This is a genomic window from Aquimarina sp. 433 (genome assembly GCF_054054605.1).
This window is the reverse complement of record NZ_JBSWZK010000001.1, coordinates 187,305-211,688: the sequence shown is the minus strand read 5'-3', so window position 1 is coordinate 211,688 and position 24,384 is coordinate 187,305. Positions and strand designations below refer to the sequence as shown.

The 24,384-nt window shown below is 32.6% G+C and carries 19 protein-coding genes; 17 read left to right on the top strand and 2 right to left on the bottom strand.

Translation table 11 applies throughout. The annotated features are described in order from the left end of the window. The first annotated feature begins 23 nt into the window (after window positions 1–23). From metF to ACWNT5_RS00940, 6 genes are all read left to right on the top strand, one after another. Complete coding sequence (gene metF, locus ACWNT5_RS00965) at window positions 24–977, top strand: methylenetetrahydrofolate reductase [NAD(P)H] (protein ID WP_456516345.1); 954 nt, start codon at window positions 24–26, stop codon at window positions 975–977. Window positions 978–1,026: 49 nt separating this feature from the next. Next, a complete protein-coding gene (locus tag ACWNT5_RS00960) occupies window positions 1,027–2,121 on the top strand; it encodes an acyloxyacyl hydrolase (RefSeq protein WP_456516344.1) in 1,095 nt (364 codons plus the stop codon). Continuing rightward, window positions 2,118–2,867, top strand: a complete 750-nt coding sequence (locus ACWNT5_RS00955; protein WP_299603122.1) for a head GIN domain-containing protein — start codon at window positions 2,118–2,120, stop codon at window positions 2,865–2,867. The genes ACWNT5_RS00960 and ACWNT5_RS00955 overlap by 4 nt, the downstream gene beginning before the upstream one ends. Before the next feature lie 279 nt (window positions 2,868–3,146). Then, window positions 3,147–6,275 carry a PAS domain S-box protein gene (locus ACWNT5_RS00950; RefSeq protein ID WP_456516343.1) on the top strand — a complete coding sequence of 1,043 codons (3,129 nt, stop codon included), beginning with the start codon at window positions 3,147–3,149 and terminating at the stop codon, window positions 6,273–6,275. A gap of 154 nt (window positions 6,276–6,429) precedes the next feature. Beyond that, the gene (locus tag ACWNT5_RS00945; protein WP_456516342.1) at window positions 6,430–8,739 is read left to right on the top strand and encodes a PAS domain-containing protein; all 2,310 of its coding nucleotides are present in this window, start codon (window positions 6,430–6,432) and stop codon (window positions 8,737–8,739) included. Next, complete coding sequence (locus tag ACWNT5_RS00940) at window positions 8,732–9,139, top strand: response regulator (RefSeq protein ID WP_299603113.1); 408 nt, start codon at window positions 8,732–8,734, stop codon at window positions 9,137–9,139. The genes ACWNT5_RS00945 and ACWNT5_RS00940 overlap by 8 nt, the downstream gene beginning before the upstream one ends. Before the next feature lie 13 nt (window positions 9,140–9,152). Here ACWNT5_RS00940 and gldA read toward each other — a convergent pair whose 3' ends face one another. Further along, window positions 9,153–10,046 carry a gliding motility-associated ABC transporter ATP-binding subunit GldA gene (gene gldA / locus ACWNT5_RS00935; RefSeq protein WP_456516341.1) on the bottom strand — a complete coding sequence of 298 codons (894 nt, stop codon included), beginning with the start codon at window positions 10,044–10,046 and terminating at the stop codon, window positions 9,153–9,155. 316 nt (window positions 10,047–10,362) lie between these two features. Here gldA and ACWNT5_RS00930 point away from each other — a divergent pair, with 316 nt between their 5' ends. Beyond that, window positions 10,363–11,676, top strand: a complete 1,314-nt coding sequence (locus ACWNT5_RS00930; RefSeq protein ID WP_456516340.1) for a glycoside hydrolase family 1 protein — start codon at window positions 10,363–10,365, stop codon at window positions 11,674–11,676. Here the strand turns inward: ACWNT5_RS00930 and ACWNT5_RS00925 are convergent. Further along, complete coding sequence (locus ACWNT5_RS00925) at window positions 11,673–12,134, bottom strand: Lrp/AsnC family transcriptional regulator (protein ID WP_299895380.1); 462 nt, start codon at window positions 12,132–12,134, stop codon at window positions 11,673–11,675. The genes ACWNT5_RS00930 and ACWNT5_RS00925 overlap by 4 nt on opposite strands. Before the next feature lie 183 nt (window positions 12,135–12,317). Here ACWNT5_RS00925 and ACWNT5_RS00920 point away from each other — a divergent pair, with 183 nt between their 5' ends. The 10 genes from ACWNT5_RS00920 (at window position 12,318) to ACWNT5_RS00875 (ending at window position 24,384) form a co-directional block, all read left to right on the top strand. Beyond that, window positions 12,318–13,292, top strand: a complete 975-nt coding sequence (locus tag ACWNT5_RS00920; protein ID WP_456516339.1) for an NAD-dependent epimerase/dehydratase family protein — start codon at window positions 12,318–12,320, stop codon at window positions 13,290–13,292. Window positions 13,293–13,348: 56 nt separating this feature from the next. Further along, window positions 13,349–14,536, top strand: a complete 1,188-nt coding sequence (gene kbl / locus ACWNT5_RS00915) for a glycine C-acetyltransferase (protein WP_456516338.1) — start codon at window positions 13,349–13,351, stop codon at window positions 14,534–14,536. 344 nt (window positions 14,537–14,880) lie between these two features. Next, window positions 14,881–15,711 (top strand): prephenate dehydratase, encoded by an 831-nt coding sequence (locus ACWNT5_RS00910; RefSeq protein WP_299895385.1) that lies wholly within the window; start codon window positions 14,881–14,883, stop codon window positions 15,709–15,711. Then, a complete protein-coding gene (locus ACWNT5_RS00905; protein ID WP_456516337.1) occupies window positions 15,708–16,904 on the top strand; it encodes a pyridoxal phosphate-dependent aminotransferase in 1,197 nt (398 codons plus the stop codon). Before ACWNT5_RS00910 ends, ACWNT5_RS00905 begins: the two co-directional genes overlap by 4 nt. Before the next feature lie 12 nt (window positions 16,905–16,916). After that, on the top strand, window positions 16,917–17,765 hold the full coding sequence (locus ACWNT5_RS00900) for a prephenate dehydrogenase (RefSeq protein ID WP_456516336.1): 849 nt from the start codon (window positions 16,917–16,919) through the stop codon (window positions 17,763–17,765). A 50-nt stretch (window positions 17,766–17,815) separates the two neighbouring features. Continuing rightward, on the top strand, window positions 17,816–18,898 hold the full coding sequence (locus ACWNT5_RS00895; protein ID WP_299603086.1) for a bifunctional 3-deoxy-7-phosphoheptulonate synthase/chorismate mutase type II: 1,083 nt from the start codon (window positions 17,816–17,818) through the stop codon (window positions 18,896–18,898). 50 nt (window positions 18,899–18,948) lie between these two features. Then, on the top strand, window positions 18,949–19,899 hold the full coding sequence (rsgA, locus tag ACWNT5_RS00890; RefSeq protein ID WP_299895393.1) for a ribosome small subunit-dependent GTPase A: 951 nt from the start codon (window positions 18,949–18,951) through the stop codon (window positions 19,897–19,899). A 50-nt stretch (window positions 19,900–19,949) separates the two neighbouring features. Next, complete coding sequence (dtd, locus tag ACWNT5_RS00885; protein ID WP_299603080.1) at window positions 19,950–20,402, top strand: D-aminoacyl-tRNA deacylase; 453 nt, start codon at window positions 19,950–19,952, stop codon at window positions 20,400–20,402. 24 nt (window positions 20,403–20,426) lie between these two features. Further along, a complete protein-coding gene (locus ACWNT5_RS00880; protein ID WP_456516335.1) occupies window positions 20,427–22,343 on the top strand; it encodes a DUF3857 domain-containing protein in 1,917 nt (638 codons plus the stop codon). Window positions 22,344–22,359: 16 nt separating this feature from the next. Beyond that, the gene (locus ACWNT5_RS00875; protein WP_456516334.1) at window positions 22,360–24,384 is read left to right on the top strand and encodes a transglutaminase domain-containing protein; all 2,025 of its coding nucleotides are present in this window, start codon (window positions 22,360–22,362) and stop codon (window positions 24,382–24,384) included.

Here is a 24,384-nt window from a genome sequence, read left to right as displayed (position 1 = left end):
ACCAAGTAAACAACTAAAACTAAATGAAGGTTACCGATCATATAAAAAAGGCTAAAGGAAAAACATTATTTTCATTTGAATTAATTCCTCCCCAAAAAGGAAAAAGTATCCAAGAATTATATGATAATATAGATCCCTTAATGGAATTTAATCCTCCATTCATAGATGTAACTACATCGAGAGAGGAATTTATCTATATTGATCGCGAAGGTCTCTTGGATAAAAAATTAACAAGGATGCGTCCAGGAACAGTTGGTATTTGTGCATCAATTACACATAAGTATAATGTAGATACAATTCCACACGTACTATGTGGAGGGTTTACAAAGGAGGAAACGGAATATCTTTTGGTGGATTGTCATTATTTAGGTATTGATAATGTAATGGCACTTCGTGGAGATGCGATGAAAGAGGAAAAATATTTTAGTCCAACAAAAGGAGGTCATTGTTATGCAAATGAATTGGTAGAGCAGATTGTAAATATGAATAATGGTCGATTTCTACATGAAGTTATAGAAAGTGATAATCAATCTGACTTTTGTATAGGTGTTGCCGGATATCCAGAAAAGCACATGGAAGCTCCGTCTATGAATGCTGATATAAGAAGATTAAAAGATAAAGTTGATGCTGGTGCTGATTATGTGGTAACCCAAATGTTTTTTGATAATAAAAGGTATTTCGCCTTTGTAGAAAAAGCTAGAGACGCTGGGATTAACGTCCCAATAATACCAGGTATCAAACCTGTAGCGGTAAAAAGACATCTGCAATTATTACCTCAAGTTTTTAAGCTAGACATGCCGGATGAGTTAGTGAGTGCTGTAGAAAGTTGTAAGACTAATAAGCAAGTTCGTGAAGTAGGGATAGAATTCGCAATCCAACAATCGAAAGAATTAATGGAATACGGAGTGCCTGTATTACATTATTATTCAATGGGAAAATCTGATAATATTAAAAAAATAGCAGAAAGCGTATTCTAAAACTATCAAGATTTTGGAAACCTAAAAGTGCTATCTTACATTTGCCACAATGATAAAGCGCATTTGTATAGTATTGATATTGTTGGTGCACTACGTGCAATCACAAGAGGATAAAAAGTATTTTAGTTTTGATGTAAACAACTTTTACGGAACTATTCTAAAACATAATCCAGATATATCTCATTTAATAACAGGACATCCTTCAGGAGTACTACTTTCGGTAAACAGAAAGACCTTTGGTAATAAAGAATGGGAAAGATTATATAACTCACCTGATTATGGACTCTCATTCATATATCAGGATATGGATAATGAGTTTTTGGGTCAAAACTTTGGGGTCTATTTACATTATAACTTTTATTTTTTCAAACGTCTTTTGATGTTTAGATTAGGACAAGGATTAGCCTATACAAATAGTCCATACGATGAAGATGATAATTTTAGAAATGTGGCATACGGATCACATTTCATGAGTTCTACATTTGCAATGCTCAATCTAAAAAAAGAAAACATCTTAGGAGGACTTGGTTTTCAAATGGGATTAGGAGTTATTCATTATTCTAATGCAAATTTTAAAGCACCAAATAAAAGTACAAATACACTAGTGTTTAATGCAGGTTTTAATTACGTGTTAGATTCACAATATCCTGAATATATAGAAAAAGAAAAAGGAGAAGTAAGAGGTTCAGAACCATTAGGATATGGTTTTATATTTAGGAGTGGAATCAACGAAAGTGATGTTGTTGGATCTGGTCAGTTCCCATTTTATACCTTTGCAATTTTTGCAGATAAACGATTGAATAAAAAGAGTAGTTTGCAGCTTGGAGCGGAGTTATTTTTTTCGAAAGCACTGGAACGTTTTATTGATTTTAGATCTACGGGTGATTTCGAAGATGGAACCACAGGTGATGAAGATGCAAAAAGGATAGGGTTATCGTTGGGGCATGAATTAAGAGTAAGTAATATTTCTATATTAACACAATTGGGATATTATGTATATTATCCCTATGATTTTGAAGGACAAGTCTATAACCGTTTTGGATTAAGATATTATGTTAATAAAAATATATTTGGATCAGTTACTGTAAGATCACATGCGGCAAAAGCTGAGGCAGTTGAATTTTCTATTGGTTACAGATTATGAAAAAGATACTTATAATAATATTGATGCTGTTTATTATTTCTTGTGATAGCGAGAACGCTATAGATTGTTTTCAAAGGACAGGAGATTTAGTACGACAAGAAGTTGAGGTTCCAGATTTTTCTAGAATTTTAGTAAATCAGAATGTAGAAATGGTTTTGAAACAAGGAGAACAGACCTCTATAGTAATAGAAACTGGCGATAATTTATTAAATGAGGTTTCTGCTATTGTCGAAGGTGATCGATTAGTGTTAAGTAATACTAATGATTGTAATTTTGTAAGAGATTTTAATCAAACTAAAATTTTTGTAACAGCTCCTAATATTACTGAAATTAGAAGTGCTTCCCAATTTGATATTTCTTCAGATGGAACACTTACCTATCCTCAACTAAGATTACTATCTGAAGACTTTGTGGAAGATAATGAAGGGAGTGTAACCGGCACATTTACAATTATAATTGAAAATCAAAGCTTAATTATTGTAGGGAATAATATTACTTCATTTTTTTTATCTGGCAGTACGAATAATTTGAATGTTAATTTTGCATCTGGTACCGGAAGATTTGAGGGAGAGGATTTGGTTGCTACAAATGTTAGGTTAAGGCATAGAGGAACAAACAAAATTATCGTAAACCCTCAAGAGTCGATAACAGGTGAAATTAGAAGTACTGGAGATGTCATTTCCATAAATCAGCCTCCAGTGGTAGATGTGCAAGAGTTTTTTACAGGAAGACTAATATTTAATTGAAATTTACATACAAAAGGGATTTTTCCCTTTAATTTTTTTCAATAATTTTTGTTAAATTTTGTGATTTTCACTTTGTTTTTTTCTTTTTTATGTATCTTTATTTTCTTTTCAAGAAATTGTAAATCATATATTTACGTTTATTTTTATTGCGTTTTTTTATCATAACTGTGTTACGGTTTTGTAATACAAAATAAATGGTTTTACTGGTTTATAAAATTGATAATATTGCGTAAATTTAATTACCCCGCAGAGCAAACAGTTGAATCTTAACAAAATTGTATGGCCTATAGCGAGGAAACTACTTTTAGAAATTACGTTCATTTACGAGAGAATTATTTACAAAGAGAACTTTACGAAATTGTAAAGAAAGACGAAAAAGTTTTTGATTTCATTCAAGATACTATACTAGATGGTGTTTGGTTTTGGGATTTAAAAGATCCTGACCAAAAATGGATGGATGAAAAATTTTGGAGTATTCTTGGATATACTGCCACCGAAATTCCAAAAGAAAAATCTTTTTGGAAAAAAATAATAATTCAGGAAGATTTAGAAAAGATATTGAAAAGTTTGGATGAGCATCTCGATCAGCCAAATAAACAATATGATCTAGTGGTTAGGTTTACTCATAAGTTAGGACATATAGTTTGGTTGAGATGCAGAGGTATTACTATTTCGGATATCAATGGTGAACCTTTATGGATGATTGGGGTATATGCAGATGTTACTAAATTAGTAAATACAGAATACGAATTACAGCAGCAAGTTGAAAAGTATAAAGATACTATTGAGAGTACCAATTCAGGTTCTTGGGAATGGAATTTGCGAACGGGAAAGGTGGTTTTTGATGAGAGATGGGCTAATACCATGGGATATTCCCTCTCCGAATTACAACCAGTTTCTTTAAATACCTGGGTAGATTTGATGCATCCTTCTGATCATATAAAATCGACAAAGGTATTGCAACAACATTATGAAAAGTTGATACCCTACTATGAGTGCGAAACACGATTGAAACATAAGAATGGAGATTGGATTTGGGCATTGATAAAAGGAAAAATAGTGAGTTGGGATGAAGAAGGTAATCCTGAATTATTAGTAGGAACCCAAGTCGATATCACTGAGAACAAAAAAGCTTTAGAAAAGAATAGATTATTTGTAAGTCAAGCACCAAGCGCAATAGCCATGTTTGACACCAATATGAGATATCTTGCAGCATCTAGCAGGTGGTTTGAAGATTATAATATAGTTGGACAAGATATTATAGGAAAATCTCAATATGAAGTTTTTCCGGATATGAAAGAAAAATGGGAAAGTATTTATAATAAATGCTTAAATGGGGAAACGCTTAGAAAAGACGAAGATTGTTTAGAGAGAAATGAAGGTTGTAATCAATGGATTTCTTGGGAATTACGCCCATGGTACAATAAACAAGGACAGATAGGAGGTTTGTTAAAACATACCTCAGATATATCCAAATTAAAAAAAGCGGAAGAGCTTAGCGAAGAACGAAAAGTTTTTTTAGAAGCAATTTTAGATAGTATCGATGTAGGTGTTGTGTCCTGTGATGATAAAGGTTTGTTAACCTTATTTAATAAAACGGCTAAAAAATGGCATGGATTGCAAGCCAAACCAATTTCTCCTTCGGACTTATCAGAATATTATGGTCTACGAAAACCTGATGGGATTACACCCTTAAAAGAAGAAGAGATTCCTCTTATAAAAGCATTAAGAGGAAATCAGGTGATGGATGATGAAATAGTGATTACATCGACATCTAGCAAACAAAGACATGTTGTAACCAACGGTTCCCAATTGATTGGTGTTAATGGCGAGGTTAGAGGAGCTGTGGTTGCCATGCACGATGTTACGGATAGAAAATTAGCTGAAGAGAAATTAAAAATAAGTGAACAAGCTTTTAGAGGGAATTTTGAAAGTGCGGCGACAGGAATGGCTATTATTGGTCTAGATGGACGATGGATAGAAGTAAATGATGCTGTTTGCAATATGATAGGATATCGAAGGGAAGAATTAACTAACATGACATTCCAAGATATTACCCATCCAGAAGATTTAAATAAAGACTTAGGATTATTGAATAAGCTTCTAAATGGTGAAATATCCTTTTACCATCTAGAAAAGAGATATTTTCATAAGAATGGTAGAGAAGTACACGGATTGCTTTCGGTTTCTTTAGTAAGAGATAAAAAAGAAACACCATTATATTTTATTTCTCAAATAACCGATACCACTCAGAGTGTATATAATCAAAGGAGATTAGAAGATACTTTAGCTAAGTTAAAAGGTATTTTGGAATCGAGTAGTAGAGTTGGAATAATAGGGACCGATGTTTCAGGAATCATAACGACATTTAATAAAGGAGCTGAAAATCTTTTAGGATATGATCGCGAGGAAATGTTATATAAGCAAAGTCCAGTCATTATTCATGATCAGGAAGAAGTAGAATTGGTTGGACGGAAATTGTCGCATGAGTTACATAAAGAAGTAAAAGGTTTTGATGTTTTTATTGAATTAACAAATAAAAAAAAGCATTACACAAAGGAGTGGACATATATTCGGAAAGATGGAACAAGATTTCCTGTGCAGCTTACAGTCACTGCAATCAAAGAAAGGGATAAAACGATAGGTTACTTAGGAGTCGCTACAGATATTAGCGATATAAAAAAGGTTGAAGACGAACTCAAATCCATTTTAGAACTAACGGAAGAACAAAATGAAAGGTTAAGAAATTTTGCTTACATCGTATCTCATAATTTAAAATCTCAATCAGGTAACTTCGAGATGTTACTTGATATTTATACCAAAGAAAATCCCGAAGCTGAAAAATCTGAGGCGATACAACTATTTAAAACGGCTTCTACTCGACTATCAGATACCATAAAACATTTAAACGAGGTAGTACAAATTAATAATTCTATTGGCGAAAATTTGACCTCCAGTAATCTTAAAAAATCCGTAGATGAAGTAGTGAAAACAATATCGGTAATCTCAAAGGACGCTGAAGTTACTATTAATAATAATATATCCGAGGAGTTATGGGTACAAGCTATTCCTGCTTACTTAGATAGTATTATTTTAAATTTTATAACTAATGGGATTCGATACAGATCTAAAAGTCGTGATAGTTATATCAATATAGAAGCTAGGATTCAAGATGATTTTATCGTCATGCTTATAGAAGATAACGGATTAGGAATAGATCTAAAAAAGTATGGTTCTAAGTTATTTGGAATGTATAAAACTTTTCATAACAATGAAGATGCGAGAGGTATTGGACTATTTATCACAAAAAATCAGGTTGAAGCACTTGGTGGAAAAATTAAGGTTAAAAGTAAAGTAGATCAGGGAACTACATTTGAGATTTATCTTAAGAAAGGAAAGCAATTCTAAATTCAGATTGTATTTTTTCTTAAAAAATGGACTTTTTTAAGAAATATGTTGCAAAAATTAGCGAATTATTTAGGGAATATTCAGTAACTTTAAGTGATATTCAACGTTTGCACAATTCCCTCATTCGCTTATAAAAATAAAAATGAACATGACCATGAAATTGACGAGAGTAAAGGATATAGCGCAAGATTCGAATAGAGATCACTATCTAAAGGAAGAACTATATGGCTTAATCAAAACTGATAGTTATATTTTTGATTTTATACAAGAAGCAGCCTTAGATGGGATATGGTTTTGGGATCTATTGGATCCTGATAATGTATGGATGAATCCAAGATATTGGACTCTTTTTGGATATGATCCGGCGACCAAACCCCATAAAACAGATGCTTGGCAAGAAATCGTATTTAAAGAAGATTTAAAAAATATATATGCCAATTTTACTGCGCACGCAGAGGATCCCTCAGTTCCCTATGATCAAATAGTTAGATTTAAACATAAACTAGGACATACCGTATGGGTGCGTTGTAGAGGTGTAATGCTCAGAGATGATCAAGGGAAACCTATTAAAATGCTTGGTGCTCATACCGATATTACTAATATCAAAGAAAAAGAAGAAGAGCTAAGGTTACAGTCCGCTTTTTTTGAACACATTATTGATGGAACTGGATTAGGAACGTGGAAATGGAATGTTAAAACTAGTGAAACTATCCTAAATGAACGCTGGGCAGAGATGATAGGGTATACTTTAGAAGAGCTGAAACCAATCTCTTTAGGAACCTGGTTAGCACACTCTACTAAAGAAGATCAAGATCGATCGAATGAACTTTTAAAAGAACATTTTGAAAAAAGAACTCCATTTTATGAGTGTGAATTTAAAATGAAACACAAAAATGGAGAATGGATTTGGGTTTTAGACAGAGGGAAAGTAGTAAGTTGGGATGAAGAAGGTAACCCAGAATGGATGCTTGGTGCTCATACTGATATTACGGAGATAAAGAAAAAAGAAGAAGAACTAAGGATACAATCGGCCATATTTGAGCATATTATCGATGGGACGGATCTTGGTACTTGGCAGTGGAATCCCGAAACTGGAGAAACTATTTTTAATGAAAGATGGGCAGAAATTATTGGTTATACCTTAGATGAAATTGGACCGATTTCTATAGATACTTGGGTTAAATATACGCACCCTGATGATATTCAAAAGTCAAATACATATCTGGAAGAATATTTCAAAGGAAATACTCCTATATACGAATGTGAAGTAAGGATGAAACACAAAAATGGGGGGTATGTTTGGATATTGACTAAGGGTAAAGTAGTTAGCTGGCATGAAAAAGGAAAACCAGAGTGGGTTTTCGGATCCCACCAAGATATTACAAAGAAAAAGCAAGACTTCGAAAGAAATAGACTTTTTATAGAGCAAGCTCCAAGTGCCATAGCGATGTTTGATAAAAAAATGAACTATTTGGCCGCATCGCAAAAATGGTTTCAGATTTATGATATAGAAGGAGAGGATATTATAGGAAAATCTTATTACACTATCTTTTCAAAGGTTAGCAAGATCAGGAAAATGAATATTGCTAAATGTTTAAAGGGTACGGTAATTAAAAATTATGAGGAAAAAATACATAGAAAAAAGGGAGATTTTGTCTGGTTATCTTGGGAATTGCGACCTTGGTACTCTGATGAAAATGAAATAGGAGGTATTATCATACACGTTTCAGATATTACCAGAATTAAAAAAGAAGAAGAGCTAAAATCTTTGTTAAGAGTAGCAGAAGATCAAAATCGAAGATTGAAAAACTTTGCACATATCGTTTCACATAATCTGAAGTCTCATTCCGGAAATTTTGAGATGTTATTGGATTTATTCTTACAGGAAAATCCAGAGATTAGAGATAATGAAATTATTAGGCTATTTAAAACTGCTTCTTTAAATCTTTCAGATACTATTGCGCATCTAAATGAGGTCGTATTGATTAATACTTCCTTAGATAAAAGTTTGGTTCCAATTGATCTCAAAGAAGCGATAGATGAAGTAATAAGAGGCGTTTCTGCAATCGCAATAGAATCCGAAGTAGCCATAAATAACCAGGTAAATGATAATATAAGAGTGATGGCAGTACCAGCTTACTTAGATAGTATATTACTTAACTTTATAACTAATGGTATTAAGTATAGATCATTAGAGCGAGAAAGTTACCTTACATTAAGTGTTGTAAAAGAAGATAAATATATGGTGTTATCAATTGAAGATAATGGATTAGGTATAGACCTAAGAAAACATCGATCTAAATTATTCGGAATGTATAAAACCTTTCATACCGAAATTAAAAATGCCCGAGGAATTGGATTATTTATAACAAAGAACCAAGTAGAAGCTATTGGTGGTAAAATAGAAGTTAGTAGCGAAGTGGATAGAGGAACAACCTTTAAAATTTATATGAGATATGAGTAAAATAGATATTGCCTGTGTTATAGATGATGATCCAATTTTTGTTTTTGGAATTAAGAAGGTGATGCAACTCATCGACTTTTGCGAAGGAATCTTGGTCTTTAAAAACGGTCAAGAAGCTTTAGATAATCTAAAAGCAATCATTTCTGCCAAAGAACAATTACCGGATATCATATTGTTAGATTTAAATATGCCAATTTTAGATGGTTGGCAATTTTTAGAAGAGTTTATAAAGATTCCTTGTAATAAAAAGATTCTTATTTATGTAGTTTCATCTTCTGTAGATCCAGAGGATGTATTGCGTGCTAAATCTTACGAAAGTGTTAGTGAGTATATTGTAAAACCAATATCAGTAGCAAAACTAAAAGAAGTGCTTTATGATTTTGAAAATGCGACTGGATAAAAAATAGTAAGGTCTAATTCGTTAGCTCTCTAAATAAACTCTCTAGGTTTTTATTTTTTCTCGAAAGCTGCAGGATTTTTAGTTGATTATCATGAGCAAAATCAAAAACTGCTGGCCTCATATCGATTGTAGTATCAAATGTGAGTAAGTATACAAAGCCATGGACATTTTTAACCTGTTTGATATAATCAAATTTGGATAAAAAGGCTTCCTCTACTCTGTAATCAAATTCAACTTCAATGATCTGATCAGTTTGATCCATCATTTCATTTAAGTCTTTATCAGCTACTATTTCACCTTTGTTGATGATAATAACACGATCACACATGGCTTCTACTTCCTGCATAATATGTGTAGAAAGAAAAACTGTTTTTTCTTTGCCTACCGTTTTGATAAGTTCTCTGATTTCTACCAACTGATTTGGATCAAGTCCAGTGGTTGGTTCATCAAGAATTAATACTTTGGGATCATGAAGTAATGCACAAGCCAATCCTACACGTTGGCGATATCCTTTAGATAATTGACTAATTTTTTTATTGGATTCTGGTAGTAAACCAGTTTGTTGTATTACTTCTTCAATTCGAGATGTAGTTACTTTATAAACCTGAGCATTAAAAGCCAAATACTCTCTAACATACATGTCTAAATACAAAGGATTGTGTTCTGGAAGATAGCCTACATTCCTTTGTACATCCATAGATTCTGAATGTATATCAAATCCATTTACTTGTGCTTTTCCAGAGCTAGCATCTAAATAAGTAGTCAGAATTTTCATCATTGTGGATTTTCCAGCACCATTCGGACCTAAAAAGCCAACAATTTCTCCTTGTTTTACCTCAAATGAAATTTCTTTCAAAGCATTTTGCTCATTATATACTTTAGAAATTTTTGAAACTGAAATAGACATAACTTCCCTTTATATTCAAAAGTACATAAAACCTTATTTATTGTATGTAAATCAAATAAAAAAATAAAAAATCAGATCATAACCTTTTGATAATGTTTTGATAAACTTACCTGAGTTACATTTTGTTAAATTTATAATTAAAAGGTATTCAATATGATAGCTAGCAAAATAATAAGGTTTGTACTTAGATTATTTGACAAAATAGTATGTAATGTTCAGCAAGTATTTTTTGCTGTATTCTTTCCTTTTTTCAAGCGAGGTTTATTTAAACACTAACCATTTACCATTTTTTCTTACATAGTATTTTATTCCATTAATGGGCTCTAAGAATCATATTATTTGGGGAGTCACTACTGCTGCAGCTCAAACAGAAGGAGCTTTTGATAAAGATGGAAGGGGTGCTTCTATCTGGGATACATTTACCAAGAATTCCAGAAAAATAAAGGATAAATCCAATAATCAGATTGCTACTAATTTTTACGAACGTTTTGAGGAGGATATTGATGTATGTGTCGATATCGGGTTAAAGATATTTCGCTTTTCTATCTCTTGGTCAAGAATAATTCCTGATGGAACTGGAGCTATTAACGAGAAAGGAATCGAATTTTATAATAAGGTAATAGATTATTGCCTTAAGGTCGGAATAGAGCCTTGGATCACTGCATACCATTGGGATCTACCTCAAAAATTACAAGACAAAGGTGGATGGCGAAATAGGGCGGTAATCGCAGATTATGAAAATTATGTTCGTGTTCTCAAGGATCATTTCTCGGATCGTGTAAAAAATTGGATTCTTGTAAATGAAGCTATAGTATGTATTGGAGCTGGATATTTCCTAGGAATACACGCTCCAGGAAAACGAGGAATTAAAAATTTCAGCGCGAGTATTCATCATATTTTATTAGCACAGGCGAAAGGATTTCATATTTTAAAAACAGATGATAATTTGCTTGTAGGGACTGCGGTAAGTTGTACTAAAATTGAAGCTTATACAGATCAAAAAAGAGATCAAAAAGCCGCACTTAGAATAGATGCATTAATGAATCGTTTATGCATAGAACCTTATCTTGGATTAGGATACCCTAAAAATGAATTACCACTTGTAACTAATATTGAAAAATTCATACAAGAAGGAGATATGGAAATCATGAAAGTGGATTTTGATTTCTGGGGTATTCAAACATATGCTAGAGAAGTAGTGAAAAGTGCATGGTATATTCCTTATTTAGGCTGTGTTTTGGTAAGTCCAAAAAAAAGAAAAGTGCCTGTTTCAGTAATGGGATGGGAAACTCATCCAGAAGGAGCAGAATTTTTTTTAGAACGGTTTTCCAAATACGATTCAGAAAAACCCTTATGGTTATCAGAGTGCGGAATAGCTTTGTCAGATGAAGAAGATGATTCTAAAAGGATAGCTTATTACAAGAAAATTATCATTGGAATGGAAAACGTTATAGCCAAGAAGATTAATTTGAAAGGAATTTTGTTATGGACACTTGTAGATAATTTTGAATGGGCAGAAGGTTATATTCCTAAATTTGGAATTGTAGGTATGGATAAAACTACACTCAACCGAAAAATGAAAAAAACAGCATTTTGGCTTAAAGAGTACTTGTCTAATCAATTTGATTAAATATAAAATTCTGAAGAATGTTTAATTTCCTTAAGAACAAACGTACTGTTTAGAACACCAATATTCTCTATTTTAGAGAGTTTCGACTTTACAAAATCATGATACTCTTCAAGACTTTTGGTATGGATTTTTAATACAAAATCAACCTGTCCAGCCATATGATAACACTCTTGTACTTCATCTAGATTCTGAATTTGTTCTTCAAACTTTTCAATAAATGCCTCATTGTGATAGCGCATAGATACTTGACAAATAGTGGTAATTGATCTGTCAATTAATTTTTTATCCAAAATCGCTACATATTTTTTTATAAATCCTTGTTTTTCCAACCTACGTACTCGTTCATAAACAGGAGAAGGAGTTAAATTTAGAATAGAGGCTATTTCTTTAGCTGTCTTTTTAGAGTCTTTCTGAAGAATTCTAAGAATGGTTAAATCTATTTGGTCTAATTGATCCATAAATGTTGATTAAAAATTACTTTAAATCTATCGTTATCTTATTGTTAAAAGCAAATAATATGTTTAAAAGGTGATATGTCAGTAAAAATTACTTAATTTTTTTAAAATATCAAATATAAACATTGTTATTATTATTTTAGTAAGTAAATAACACTGTAAAGTGTTAAAAAAATTAAGAGGAAAATGGATACAAAAGTTTTAGTAATTGGTGCAAATGGTCAGCTTGGTTCTGTGTTAACCAAAGAGCTTCAGAAAAAATATACCATAGAAAATGTAATTGCTTCTGATCTTGAGCAAAGGGATTCTTATAAAGGAATTTTCGAAGTAATAGATGCTACGAATCAACAAAGAATCCAAGAGGTAGTAGAACGATATAAGATTACTCAGATATATCATTTGGCTGCAATTTTATCGGCCAAAGGAGAAGAAAATCCATTAGCTACCTGGGATATAAATATGAAAACACTTTTTAATGTTCTTGAAGTATCCAGAAAGAATCAAATAGAAAAAGTGTTTTTCCCGAGTTCTATTGCTGTTTTTGGAGAAGGCGCGCCACTAATAAATACTCCAAACGACTCATATCTTAATCCGGCCACTGTATATGGAATGAGCAAGGCTTCAGGAGAAAATTGGGCTCAGTATTACTTTCTTAAATATGGATTAGATGTTAGATCGATTAGATATCCTGGAGTCATAGGATACCAATCATTGCCTGGAGGAGGAACGACTGATTATGCGGTTGATATTTATCATAAAGCGGTAAAAGAAGAAGACTTTAGTTGTTTTTTAAAAGAAGATGCAACCCTTCCTATGATATTTATGGAGGATGCAATAAGAGCTACTTTAGAATTAATGGATGCTCCAAAAGAAAATATTACCGTTAGAACTTCTTATAATATTGCGGGAGTGAGTTTTTCTCCAGAAGAAATTACCGCCGAAATTCGTAAATTATATCCTGATTTTAAGGTTACCTATGAACCAGATTTTAGACAAGAAATTGCAGCAAGATGGCCAAAATCTATAGAAGATACAGCTGCAAGAAAAGATTGGGGATGGCAAGCTAATTATAATCTTAAGAGTATTACTGAGATTATGATCCAAAAATTACAACAGAAGTACAAACAAGGTTCAAGAAATAAAGAAATACTAATGTTTTAGAAATTACTGTTGTTAAAAAATCAAAATAATAAACATAATACAATAACAATATATACATGTTTTCAAATATAAAAGATGACTTACAGAAAGAATTAGATGATATCAAATCAGCTGGTTTATATAAGTCAGAAAGAATAATTACCACACCACAAGGTGCCGAGATCGATACAACGAATACCAAAGATGTTTTAAATTTTTGCGCGAATAACTATCTTGGACTTTCTTCACATCCAGATGTTATCCAAGCTGGTAAAGATGCTATAGATTCTCACGGTTATGGATTATCTTCTGTTCGTTTTATCTGTGGAACTCAAGATATACATAAAGAATTGGAGCGTAAAACTGCAGAGTTTTTAGGAATGGAAGACTGTATTTTATATGCAGCAGCATTCGATGCAAACGGAGGAGTCTTTGAACCAATCCTTACAGCAGAAGATGCAATTATTTCAGACTCTCTAAATCATGCTTCTATTATAGATGGAATTCGTTTGTGTAAAGCAAAGCGATTTAGATACGAACATAATAATATGGTCGATCTCGAAAAGCAATTAAAAGCTGCAGAAGGATCTAGAAGAATATTAATTGTTACAGATGGTTCATTTTCGATGGATGGAACCATCGCACAGTTAGATAAAATATGCGACTTAGCAGATGCGTATCATGCTATGGTAATGATTGATGAATGTCATTCTACTGGTTTTCTTGGAAAAACTGGACGTGGAACCCATGAATATCGAAATGTAATGGGACGTATCGACATCATTACAGGAACCTATGGTAAAGCTCTTGGAGGAGCGTCAGGAGGTTTTACAGCAGCCAGAAAAGAAATTGTAGACATGTTACGTCAACGATCTAGACCTTACCTATTTTCTAATACCGTGGCACCTTCTATTGTTGGAGCATCTATAAAAGTATTAGATCTATTAAGTTCCTCTACGGCCTTAAGAGATAAACTAGAAGAAAATACTAAGTATTTTAGATCAGAAATGACAGCCGCAGGATTTGATATTGTTCCTGGGGATCACCCAATAGTACCAGTAATGTTATACGAAGCAACATTAGCTCAGGAATTTGCAGCAAAATTACTTGATGAAGGAATCTATGTGATTGGATTTTTCTATCCTGTTGTTCCTAAGGAAAAAGCACGTATTAGAGTTCAATTATCAGCTGGACATGATAGAGAACATCTAGAAAAAGCCGTTAAAGCATTTACCAAAGTAGGTAAAGAGCTGGGAGTAATATAATTACTAACGTTTGTTAGTGTTTTAAAACTTAGAAAATTCTTATAATAAAGGTTAGTTTATTTGAAATTTAATAGGAATTACAGGTAAAAAATAAATAATTAATGATAATACCTGTGGATTGATGAAAAAAACTGAAATTTATTTTGTATAGTAATTGTTTTAGCTACTTTAGCAATATAATTAAAACAGAAATGAACAATTTATTTACTTGGAACCGATTTTATTTTTTCTTCTTTTATTTTAAAGGAAGTTCGGGATCGCTATGTAAATAAATAAGTCAAATTTATAAATTAGAATCCCGATGTAGAATCGGGATTTTTTTTTGAACATAAAATTTAAAACGTTTGAGTAAGAGAGTTGCCATACAAGGAATAAAAGGTTCGTATCACCATGGAGTGGCACAGGCATACTTTGGTAATGAGATTGATGTTCACGAATGCATGTCATTTCAGGAGTTAGTGCACAGCTTAGAAAATAAGAAAAGTACCGATGCAGTGATGGCGATCGAAAACTCTATCGCGGGATCAATTATTCCTAATTATGCCTACATTGATGAACATGATTTAACCATTTGTGGAGAATATTTTCAGCCAATTCATCATTGTTTAATGGCATTGGGAAATCAGGAAATTTCTGATATTAAAGAAGTATATTCTCATCCTATGGCTTTGCTTCAGTGTAAAGATTTTTTTCGTAAACACTCTCATATTAAGTTGGTCGAAGATGCCGATACGGCTGATGTGGCCAAAAGAATTCAAGAGCAGAAGTTAAGAGGTATAGCGGCAGTTGCAGGAGAAACCGCAGCTAAAATTTATGATTTGGAAATTTTAGCAAAAAATATTCAAACTATAAAGACAAATAGTACCAGATTTTTTATTCTCAATACAGATGAAAGCTCTGGCTTGGATAGTAAGGAAATCAATAAAGCATCATTAAAATTTCTTACAGATCACAAAAGAGGTAGTTTGGCTACAGTACTTAACGTTATGAGCGATTGCAGACTGAATCTTACTAAAATTCAGTCATTACCAGTTATTGATATGCCATGGAAGTATTCCTTTTTTGTGGATGTAACGTTTGATAAATATGAAGAATATCAAAAAGCTATTTCTATATTAAAGATTATGGCTTTGGAATTAAAAATACTAGGAGAATATAAAAATCAGAACGGATGAGTATTCAAACAGCAAAACGGTTAGAAACGATAGAGGAATATTATTTCTCTAAAAAGTTGCGTGAAGTTAGGGCACTGGCGGCTTCAGGAAAGCCGATTTTAAACATGGCTATTGGAAGTCCTGATTTGGACCCTCCAAAAGAAGTTGTAGAAGCTATACAGACAACAGTATTGCAAGATGGTGCACATAAATACCAGAGTTATCAGGGTGTTCCAGAACTTAGAATGGCTTTTGCCAATTTTTATAATACTAACTATGGAGTAGCATTAAATCCTGAAAATGAGATTTTGCCTTTAATGGGTTCTAAAGAAGGAATTATGCATATTTCATTAGCTTATCTTAATGAAGGTGATCAGGTATTGGTGCCTAATCCTGGATATCCTACCTATACATCTGTTACAAATTTGGTAGGTGCAGAACCATTATTTTATGATCTAAAAGAAGCTAATAATTGGGAACCGGATTTAGAGTTGTTATCAAAAAAGGATCTAAGCAGAGTTAAGATTATGTGGATTAATTACCCTCATATGCCAACAGGAGCTTCGGGTAGTGTAGAGACTCTTAAAAAATTAATTGCTTTTGCAAAAAAGAATCATATACTATTGGTAAACGATAATCCGTATAGCTTTATATTAAACGATAATCCGACTAGCATTTTATCTATAGAAGGTGCGAAAGATGTAGCACTAGAGTTAAATTCTCTAAGTAAGACCTTTAATATGGCTGGATGGCGAGTAGGAGTGGTAACTGGAAGTCAGGATAAAATTGAAGCAATCCTTAAGGTCAAAAGCAATATGGATAGTGGTATGTTTTTAGGTATTCAAAAAGGAGCTATTGCAGCATTGAAACTATCGCATGATTGGTATGATGAGATAAATGCTATCTATAAAGAAAGACGAAAATTAATATGGGAACTAGCTTCATTATTAGGTTGTTCATTTGATAAAACAGCAACCGGAATGTTTGTGTGGGCGAAATTGCCAGAAGGAATCGATGCAGTAGAATTTATTGATCATATATTGTATGAAAACAGTGTGTTTATAACTCCTGGAGATATTTTTGGGAGTAATGGTAAAGGATATATTCGTTTTTCGTTATGCGTTAATAAAGAAAATATAAAAGAAGCAATTGAACGATTTGAGAAAAAACAAACACAATTTGCGAATAATAATATCGTACATCAAAAATCGTAATTTGTATATAGAATGAGGGTATTTGTAATTGGAATAGGGTTAATAGGCGGGTCGTTTGCTATAGATATTAGAGCAGCTTTTAATGAAGCTAAACTCTATGGTGTCGATAAAAATGAGCAGCATTTAGACAAAGCGATTTCTCTAGGAATCATTGATGAAAAATCAACTTTTGATGAATTAGATGAAGCTGATGTGGTAATTGTATCCGTTCCCGTAGATGTTACAGTGAAGCTACTGCCAAAAATTTTGGATAAAATTAATGATGAATGTCTCGTTTTTGATGTAGGTTCTACCAAAAAGAAGTTATGTACTTCGGTAGAAGATCATCCAAAAAGAAGAAATTATTTAGCAGCACACCCCATTGCAGGGACTGAGTTTTCAGGACCGCAAGCAGCGATAGCAAACCTTTATAGAGGAAAAACAAATATCATTTGTGAGGTGGAAAAAACAGCCTTTAAATTGCAAGAACGTGGTATGGAGATTTTTAACAGATTAGGAATGAGAATTCGATATATGGATCCTGCTTCGCATGATAAACATATAGCGTATGTTTCGCATTTATCCCATATTAGTTCGTTTATGCTAGGAAAGACGGTAATTGAAAAGGAAAAAAACGAGAGAGACATATTTGACATGGCAGGTAGTGGTTTTGCCTCTACAGTTCGTTTAGCAAAAAGTTCACCAGAAATGTGGACCCCAATTTTTAGACATAATAAAGAAAATGTCATAGAAACATTAACAGAATATATTGCAAATCTGACGCAGTTTAAAGAATTAATGGAAGAGGATAATTTTGTTGAAATATATAAGGAAATGGAAGATACAAATCATATAAAAGCTATTCTAAAAGGAATATCTTAACAACTATAACCCACGAAAAACGTAAAATTAAAACAGTATAAAAAATAGAAATGGAGAATAAGAAAGAACTTAGAAACTGGTTAGATGCATATAATTTGGATCATCCTTTGGTGATTGGAGGTCCTTGTAGTGCTGAAACTGAAGAGCAAGTAGTGAAAATCGCACATCAACTTAAAGATTCTGACGCAACTGTACTTAGAGCGGGAATCTGGAAACCTCGCACAAGACCAGGAAATTTTGAAGGAGTTGGTGCTTTAGGATTAAAATGGTTACAACGTGCCAAAGAAGAGACAGGGATGAAGATTGCTACCGAAGTGGCAAACCCACATCATGTAGAATTAGCATTAGAGCATGGAGTAGATGTTCTTTGGATAGGGGCAAGAAGTACAGTGTCACCTTTTATTGTTCAGGATATTGCAGATGCTTGTAAAGGAATTGATAATCCAGTATTGATCAAAAATCCTATCAATCCTGATCTTTCGCTATGGTTGGGTGCGGTAGAACGTTTTTATACTGCAGATGTGAAAAATTTAGGAGTAATTCACAGAGGTTTTTCGACCTATGAAAAAACGAAATATAGAAATATTCCTGAATGGCAGATTCCAATTGATCTTCAAAATCGTTTTCCTGATCTTCCATTAATTTTAGATCCTTCTCATATAGCAGGAAGGAGAGATTTGATTTTTGACCTTTCGCAAACAGCACTAGATCTTAATTTTGACGGACTTATAGTAGAAACTCACTATGATCCAGACAATGCATGGAGTGATGCCGCGCAACAAATTACACCAGATACTTTAATTCAGCATATGAAAGATTTAAAAATTCGTAAAGAAGTAGGCGTAGACGAGTCTTACCAGAAGACATTAAGTGAGTTGAGAGCAAAAATCGACGTAGCGGATAATCAACTATTAGATGTGTTATCAAAGAGAATGAAAATTTCTGACGAAATAGGAAAAGCAAAAGCAAAGCAAAATGTAGCGATCCTGCAATCCAAGCGTTGGAATGAAATTTTAGGAAAAATGATTCTTGAAGGAGAAGAAAAAGGATTAAGCGAAGAATTTATTTTAAGAATTTACAAAGCTATTCACCAAGAGTCAATCAATCATCAAAAAAAGGTAGCGAAGTCTTAAATATGAATATTAGCTCTTTGGAATAGAGATTTATTTGCATCTTTGCGTTTATGACAGGAACTGTATATAAATCTACTGGAAGTTGGTATACCGTTAAATCGGAAGAAGGTGCTGTGTACGAATGTCGTATAAAGGGTAAATTTAGGATCAAAGGTATTAAAAGTACCAACCCGGTTTCTGTTGGAGATGTAGTTGATTTTAAGTTGGAAACTAAAAATGACAGAGAGACTGGTGTTATTGAGAATATTAGAGAACGCCGAAATTATATTATCAGAAAATCGGTGAACTTATCCAAACAAACCCACATCATTGCCTCAAACATTGATGTGGTTTTTTTATTAGTTACTCTTAATAATCCTCCAACCTTTACTGCGTTCATAGATCGATTTTTAGTTACTGCAGAAGCGTACGATATCAAGGCTGTGTTGTTGTTTAATAAAATAGATACTTATAACCAGGATGAACTTGTAGAGATAAAATATCTTGCAGCACTATACAGGGAGATAGGATACGATTGTATTGGAATTTCTGCAAAAACTGGCAAGAATGTCGATAAAGTTAAAGAGTTAATGAAAGGAAATACTAGTATGTTTTCTGGTCATAGCGGTGTTGGTAAATCTACATTGGTTAATCTTATAGAGCCCAATTTGTCTTTAAAAACAGCAGAGATTAGTGATCAACATCAACAAGGTCAACATACTACCACTTTCGCAGAGATGTATGATCTTAGTTTCGATGCTAAAATTATCGACACACCTGGTATTAAAGGATTCGGTATTGTAGATATGGAAAAAGAAGAAGTCGGAGATTATTTTCCAGAGTTTTTTGAGCTTAAACAACAATGTAAGTTTAATAATTGTCTTCATATCAATGAACCAAAGTGTGCAGTAAAAGAAGCATTAGAAAATGAAGAAATTGCCTGGTCCCGTTACAAAAGTTATCTACAGATTTTAGAGGGCGAAGATGAGCACTACCGAAAAAATAATTATAACGAAGAATAATTTTTTAAGTTTTTAGGGTAACATTTCCTTCCAATTTGACACATACTATTATGAAAGCAGTAATCCAACGAGTATCGGAAGCTTCTGTTACCGTAAATCAAGAGAAAATCTCAGAAATTAAGTTAGGTCTTTTGGTTTTATTAGGTATAGAAGATGAAGATACAAAAGAGGATATTGATTGGTTATCTGGAAAAATAAGCAGATTAAGAATTTTCGGAGATGATAAAGGTATGATGAATCAGAGTGTTGTAGATGTAGGTGGGAATGCCATAGTAGTAAGTCAATTTACACTATATGCAAGTACAAAGAAAGGAAATAGGCCTAGTTTTATTAAAGCTGCAAAACCAGAGAAAGCAATTCCACTGTATGAAGAATTTGTAAAACAATTCGAAAAAGATTTAGGAAAAAACGTTGGGACTGGTCAATTTGGGGCTGATATGAAGGTATCTCTGCTTAATGATGGACCCGTTACAATCATTATTGATACTAAGAATAAAGAATAATAACTACCCCAGAATAAGATAAATATGTTTCAAAAAATACAACAACTTCTAGTTGTCCTATGTCTATGTGTCTTTTCGGAAATTAATTGTCAAGAAAATTTTGAATTACAGTCGGTACTTTTAGATTCTACCCTTACAGCAAATGCCAACGCTATTGTTAGGTCAGAGGATATCGTGATAGAAATTAATTCGGTTAATTCTGTAGTTGTAAAAACTAGAAGAGTAGTTACTGTTTTAAATAAATACGGTGAAAAATATGCAGATTATTATGAGCCATATGATCCTCAAACGAAAATAAAAAATGTAAAAGCTTTAGTTTATAATTCTTTAGGAGAGGAAATTAAAAAGTTTAAGAGGAAAGATTTTAGTGATCGAAGCATGTATGATGGTTTTTCATTAATTGGAGATAATCGTTATATCTATTTCGATTATACTCCTGTTGATTATCCGTATACTTTAGTTTATCAAAGTGAAGTGGAAACTAAAAATTCAGCTTTTATAGAGCCTTGGGTTCCAATATCTAACTATAATCTTAGTGTTGAAAAAGCTTCATACAAAATTATTAATCCGAAAAAAATTCCGCTTAGAACAAAGGAAAAATCTTTTGAAGGATATCCAATTGAATTACTAAAAGGAGATCAGGAAATATCTTATAAATTATCAAAAGTACCGGCACTTACCAAAGAATATAGAAGTCCTTCCTTCGGAGAGTTGGTTCCTATGGGAAAAGTAACGCTTGGGGATTTTTCTTTAGTCAACGTTGATGGATCTGCTAACGATTGGCAAAGTATGGGAGCATGGCAATACAAGAATTTGGTTTCTGGAAGAGGTGAATTACCGGATTCAGTTATTCAAAAAGTTTCGGAATTAGTAGCTGATGCAAAATCCAATAAAGAAAAAGCAAAACTTATTTATGAATTTGTACAAAGTAAAACCAGATATATCAGTGTACAGTTAGGAATTGGTGGATGGATGCCAATGAAAGCCGAAGATGTAGATCGGTTAGGGTATGGAGATTGTAAAGCACTAACCAATTATACCAAAGCTCTTTTGGAATCTCAGGATATTACTTCTTATTACACCGTGGTATACGGAGATTCTGATAAAAGAGATATAGATGCAGACTTTGCTTCTATGCAAGGTAATCATGCGATATTAAATATTCCTGATGAACAAGGAGATATTTGGTTAGAGTGTACAAGTCAAACCGCTCCATTCAACTTCATTGGTGATTTTACAGATGATAGGAATGTACTTGTTGTTAAGCCCGACGGAGGAGAAATTAAAAGAACAAAAAAATATCAACCGGAAGAAAATACGCTTCATACAAAGGCTACAGTTTTCTTACAAGAAGATGCTTCAATAACTGCAGATGTAGTTTCTACTTCTGAAGGATTGCAATATGATTGGAGATATTTAACTAAGACCAAATCTATAAAAGATCAAAAACTTTATTTTAAGGAATATTGGGATTATATAAACAATTTAAATATCCTGGATGTAGAACTTATCGATGATAAAAATAATATAATCTACCAAGAAAAAGTAAAGATTAATGCTAGAAACTATGCGACTAAGGCGGGTAGTAGGTTGTTAATAATTCCTAATTTTTTCAATAGGATTAAAAGTAAAAAACCTAAGTATGCAAACAGAAAAACACCTTTGGTGATTTCAAGGGGATATGAAGATAAAGACGAATATGAAATTAAAATTCCCGCAGGATATGGTTTTAGTAAGCTTCCAGAGAAAAAAACATTTGAGAGCATTTTTGGGAGTTATTCCTGTAACATTGAGCGTATTGATGAATCAACTCTTAAGTATACCAGAGCTTTAAAGATAAGCGATGGGACATATCCTAAGGAAAAGTATGAAGAATATAGACAGTTTATGTCTAAAATTAGAAATGCAGACAAAACGAAAATAGTACTTAAACAACAATAAAACTAATCAACTAAACATGGGGAAATTATTTAAAATTACAGTAGTCGCTTTACTGTTCATATCTTTGAATTCGTGGGCACAAGAATATAAATTTGGAAAAGTTTCTAAAGAAGAGTTACTAGAAAAATCATATTCATCTGACAGCTCAGCCAATGCAGCAGTGTTATATGAGAGTAAAAAAATACGTTTTGATTTTAATCAACAAAATGGTTTTCAGCTGATCACGGAAGTTTTCAAAAGGGTAAAGCTGTATAATAAAGAAGGGTTTGATTATGCTACTACAGAATTGCTACTTTATAAAAACAATGGAGATAAAGAGAAAATAAGTAATCTTAAGGGAGTAACTTATTCTATTGTAAACGATAGAATCGTTGAAACAAAATTGAAGAAAGATGGGATATTTAAAAATGAGTATTCCGAGAACAGAGACCAGATAAAGTTCACAATGCCATCATTACAAGAAGGATCAGTGATTGAGTACAAGTACAAGATAACATCTCCTTTTGTTTATAGTATAGATAGAATTTATTTACAACGTCAAATTCCAATTAGAAAAATGGATGTAAGTGTAAAAATGCCGGAATTCTTTAATTTTAAAAAGTTGACAACAGGTTATTTGCCAATTAATTTGAAAGAATCCAGTGCGCAAGATGTTATTAATTTAACCTCGAAAAGTAGATCAAGTGGTGTTAGTGCGTTAGGAAGAAATACAAAATATTCTAATAATAATGTTGATTACAGGGTTAATATTAATACAATTAGCTCTGAAAATATACCAGCATTTAAAGTAGAACCTTATTCAGGAAATATTACAAATTATATTTCTTCTATTAATTATGAATTGTCTTATGTGAAATATCCTAATAGTCCAATAGATTATCGGTCTACTACCTGGGAAGACGTGTCTAAGACAATTTATGATAGCCAGAATTTCGGAGCAGAGCTAAAGAAAGTTAATTATTACAAGGATGATGTTGACCAATTACTTGGTGGTGTTTCAAAACCATTGGATAAGGCTATGAAAATTTATGATTTTGTAAAACAAAAAATGTCTTGGAATAAGAGAAGAGGGGTTTTTGTAAATGACGGAGTGAAAAAGGCTTACAAAGAAAGTACCGGAAGTGTTTCTGAGATAAATCTTATGCTAACTTCCATGCTTACATATGCTGGTATAAATGCCAATCCTGTAATTTGTAGTACAAGTGATGTTGCCATCCCTCTATTTCCAACAATCGACGGATTTAATTATGTGATCACGCGAATAAAACTACCAGATGGAGGATTGATATATTTAGATGCTACGGATAAATATGGTATGCCTAATATTTTATCAAAACGCATTATAAAGGGTATGGGAAGGGTGATTGCCAAAAATGGGACTTCAGAAATGGTTGACTTTAGACCAGAAGCTCCATCAGTTATGGCATATCGAGTACAATGTGAGATTGATGATCAAGGAGTAGCAAAGGGAAAAATGAACGTCAACTATAGAGATTATTTAGCACATGATTTTAGAGTAGATAATGGTGCTAAAGATGATCAAAGTAGAGCACAACGTTTTCAAAAAGAATATGGGATATCTGAATTGGATGAGTATACTGTAAAAGGTATGAAAGCTTATGGAAAAGGCATAAGTGAAAAATTTAATTTTATGATAGAAGATCAAATTGAAGCGATAGAAGATGAAATATTCTTTTCACCTTTACTATTTTTGAGGGATAAAGAGAATATATTCAAATCTGATGATAGGAAATACCCTGTAGACTTTGGATATGGTTTTTCTAATAAGTACATGTTGAATATTAAAATACCTGATGGATATACGGTTGCTGAATGTCCTAAAACTTCAGCGTTCAAATTACCAGATAATCTTGGAAAATTCTCATTTAGATCAAATGTTGTAAATGGAATAATACAGGTCGTGGTCGATGAAACGATCACCGCTCCAGTAATACCAGCAAATTATTATCCTGCTATTAAGGAGTTTTATAATCAAGTGATACAAAAAGAAAATGAGCAAATAGTTCTTAAAAAGATATAA

Excerpts from the sequence above, each read along its gene's own strand:
- metF (WP_456516345.1), top strand. The coding sequence starts at position 24 with ATGAAGGTTACCGATCATATAAAAAAGGCTAAAGGAAAAACATTATTT.
- ACWNT5_RS00960 (WP_456516344.1), top strand. The coding sequence starts at position 1,027 with ATGATAAAGCGCATTTGTATAGTATTGATATTGTTGGTGCACTACGTG.
- ACWNT5_RS00955 (WP_299603122.1), top strand. The coding sequence starts at position 2,118 with ATGAAAAAGATACTTATAATAATATTGATGCTGTTTATTATTTCTTGT.
- ACWNT5_RS00950 (WP_456516343.1), top strand. The coding sequence starts at position 3,147 with ATGGCCTATAGCGAGGAAACTACTTTTAGAAATTACGTTCATTTACGA.
- ACWNT5_RS00945 (WP_456516342.1), top strand. The coding sequence starts at position 6,430 with ATGAAATTGACGAGAGTAAAGGATATAGCGCAAGATTCGAATAGAGAT.
- ACWNT5_RS00940 (WP_299603113.1), top strand. The coding sequence starts at position 8,732 with ATGAGTAAAATAGATATTGCCTGTGTTATAGATGATGATCCAATTTTT.
- gldA (WP_456516341.1), bottom strand. The coding sequence starts at position 10,046 with ATGTCTATTTCAGTTTCAAAAATTTCTAAAGTATATAATGAGCAAAAT.
- ACWNT5_RS00930 (WP_456516340.1), top strand. The coding sequence starts at position 10,363 with ATGGGCTCTAAGAATCATATTATTTGGGGAGTCACTACTGCTGCAGCT.
- ACWNT5_RS00925 (WP_299895380.1), bottom strand. The coding sequence starts at position 12,134 with ATGGATCAATTAGACCAAATAGATTTAACCATTCTTAGAATTCTTCAG.
- ACWNT5_RS00920 (WP_456516339.1), top strand. The coding sequence starts at position 12,318 with ATGGATACAAAAGTTTTAGTAATTGGTGCAAATGGTCAGCTTGGTTCT.
- kbl (WP_456516338.1), top strand. The coding sequence starts at position 13,349 with ATGTTTTCAAATATAAAAGATGACTTACAGAAAGAATTAGATGATATC.
- ACWNT5_RS00905 (WP_456516337.1), top strand. The coding sequence starts at position 15,708 with ATGAGTATTCAAACAGCAAAACGGTTAGAAACGATAGAGGAATATTAT.
- ACWNT5_RS00900 (WP_456516336.1), top strand. The coding sequence starts at position 16,917 with ATGAGGGTATTTGTAATTGGAATAGGGTTAATAGGCGGGTCGTTTGCT.
- ACWNT5_RS00895 (WP_299603086.1), top strand. The coding sequence starts at position 17,816 with ATGGAGAATAAGAAAGAACTTAGAAACTGGTTAGATGCATATAATTTG.
- rsgA (WP_299895393.1), top strand. The coding sequence starts at position 18,949 with ATGACAGGAACTGTATATAAATCTACTGGAAGTTGGTATACCGTTAAA.
- dtd (WP_299603080.1), top strand. The coding sequence starts at position 19,950 with ATGAAAGCAGTAATCCAACGAGTATCGGAAGCTTCTGTTACCGTAAAT.
- ACWNT5_RS00880 (WP_456516335.1), top strand. The coding sequence starts at position 20,427 with ATGTTTCAAAAAATACAACAACTTCTAGTTGTCCTATGTCTATGTGTC.
- ACWNT5_RS00875 (WP_456516334.1), top strand. The coding sequence starts at position 22,360 with ATGGGGAAATTATTTAAAATTACAGTAGTCGCTTTACTGTTCATATCT.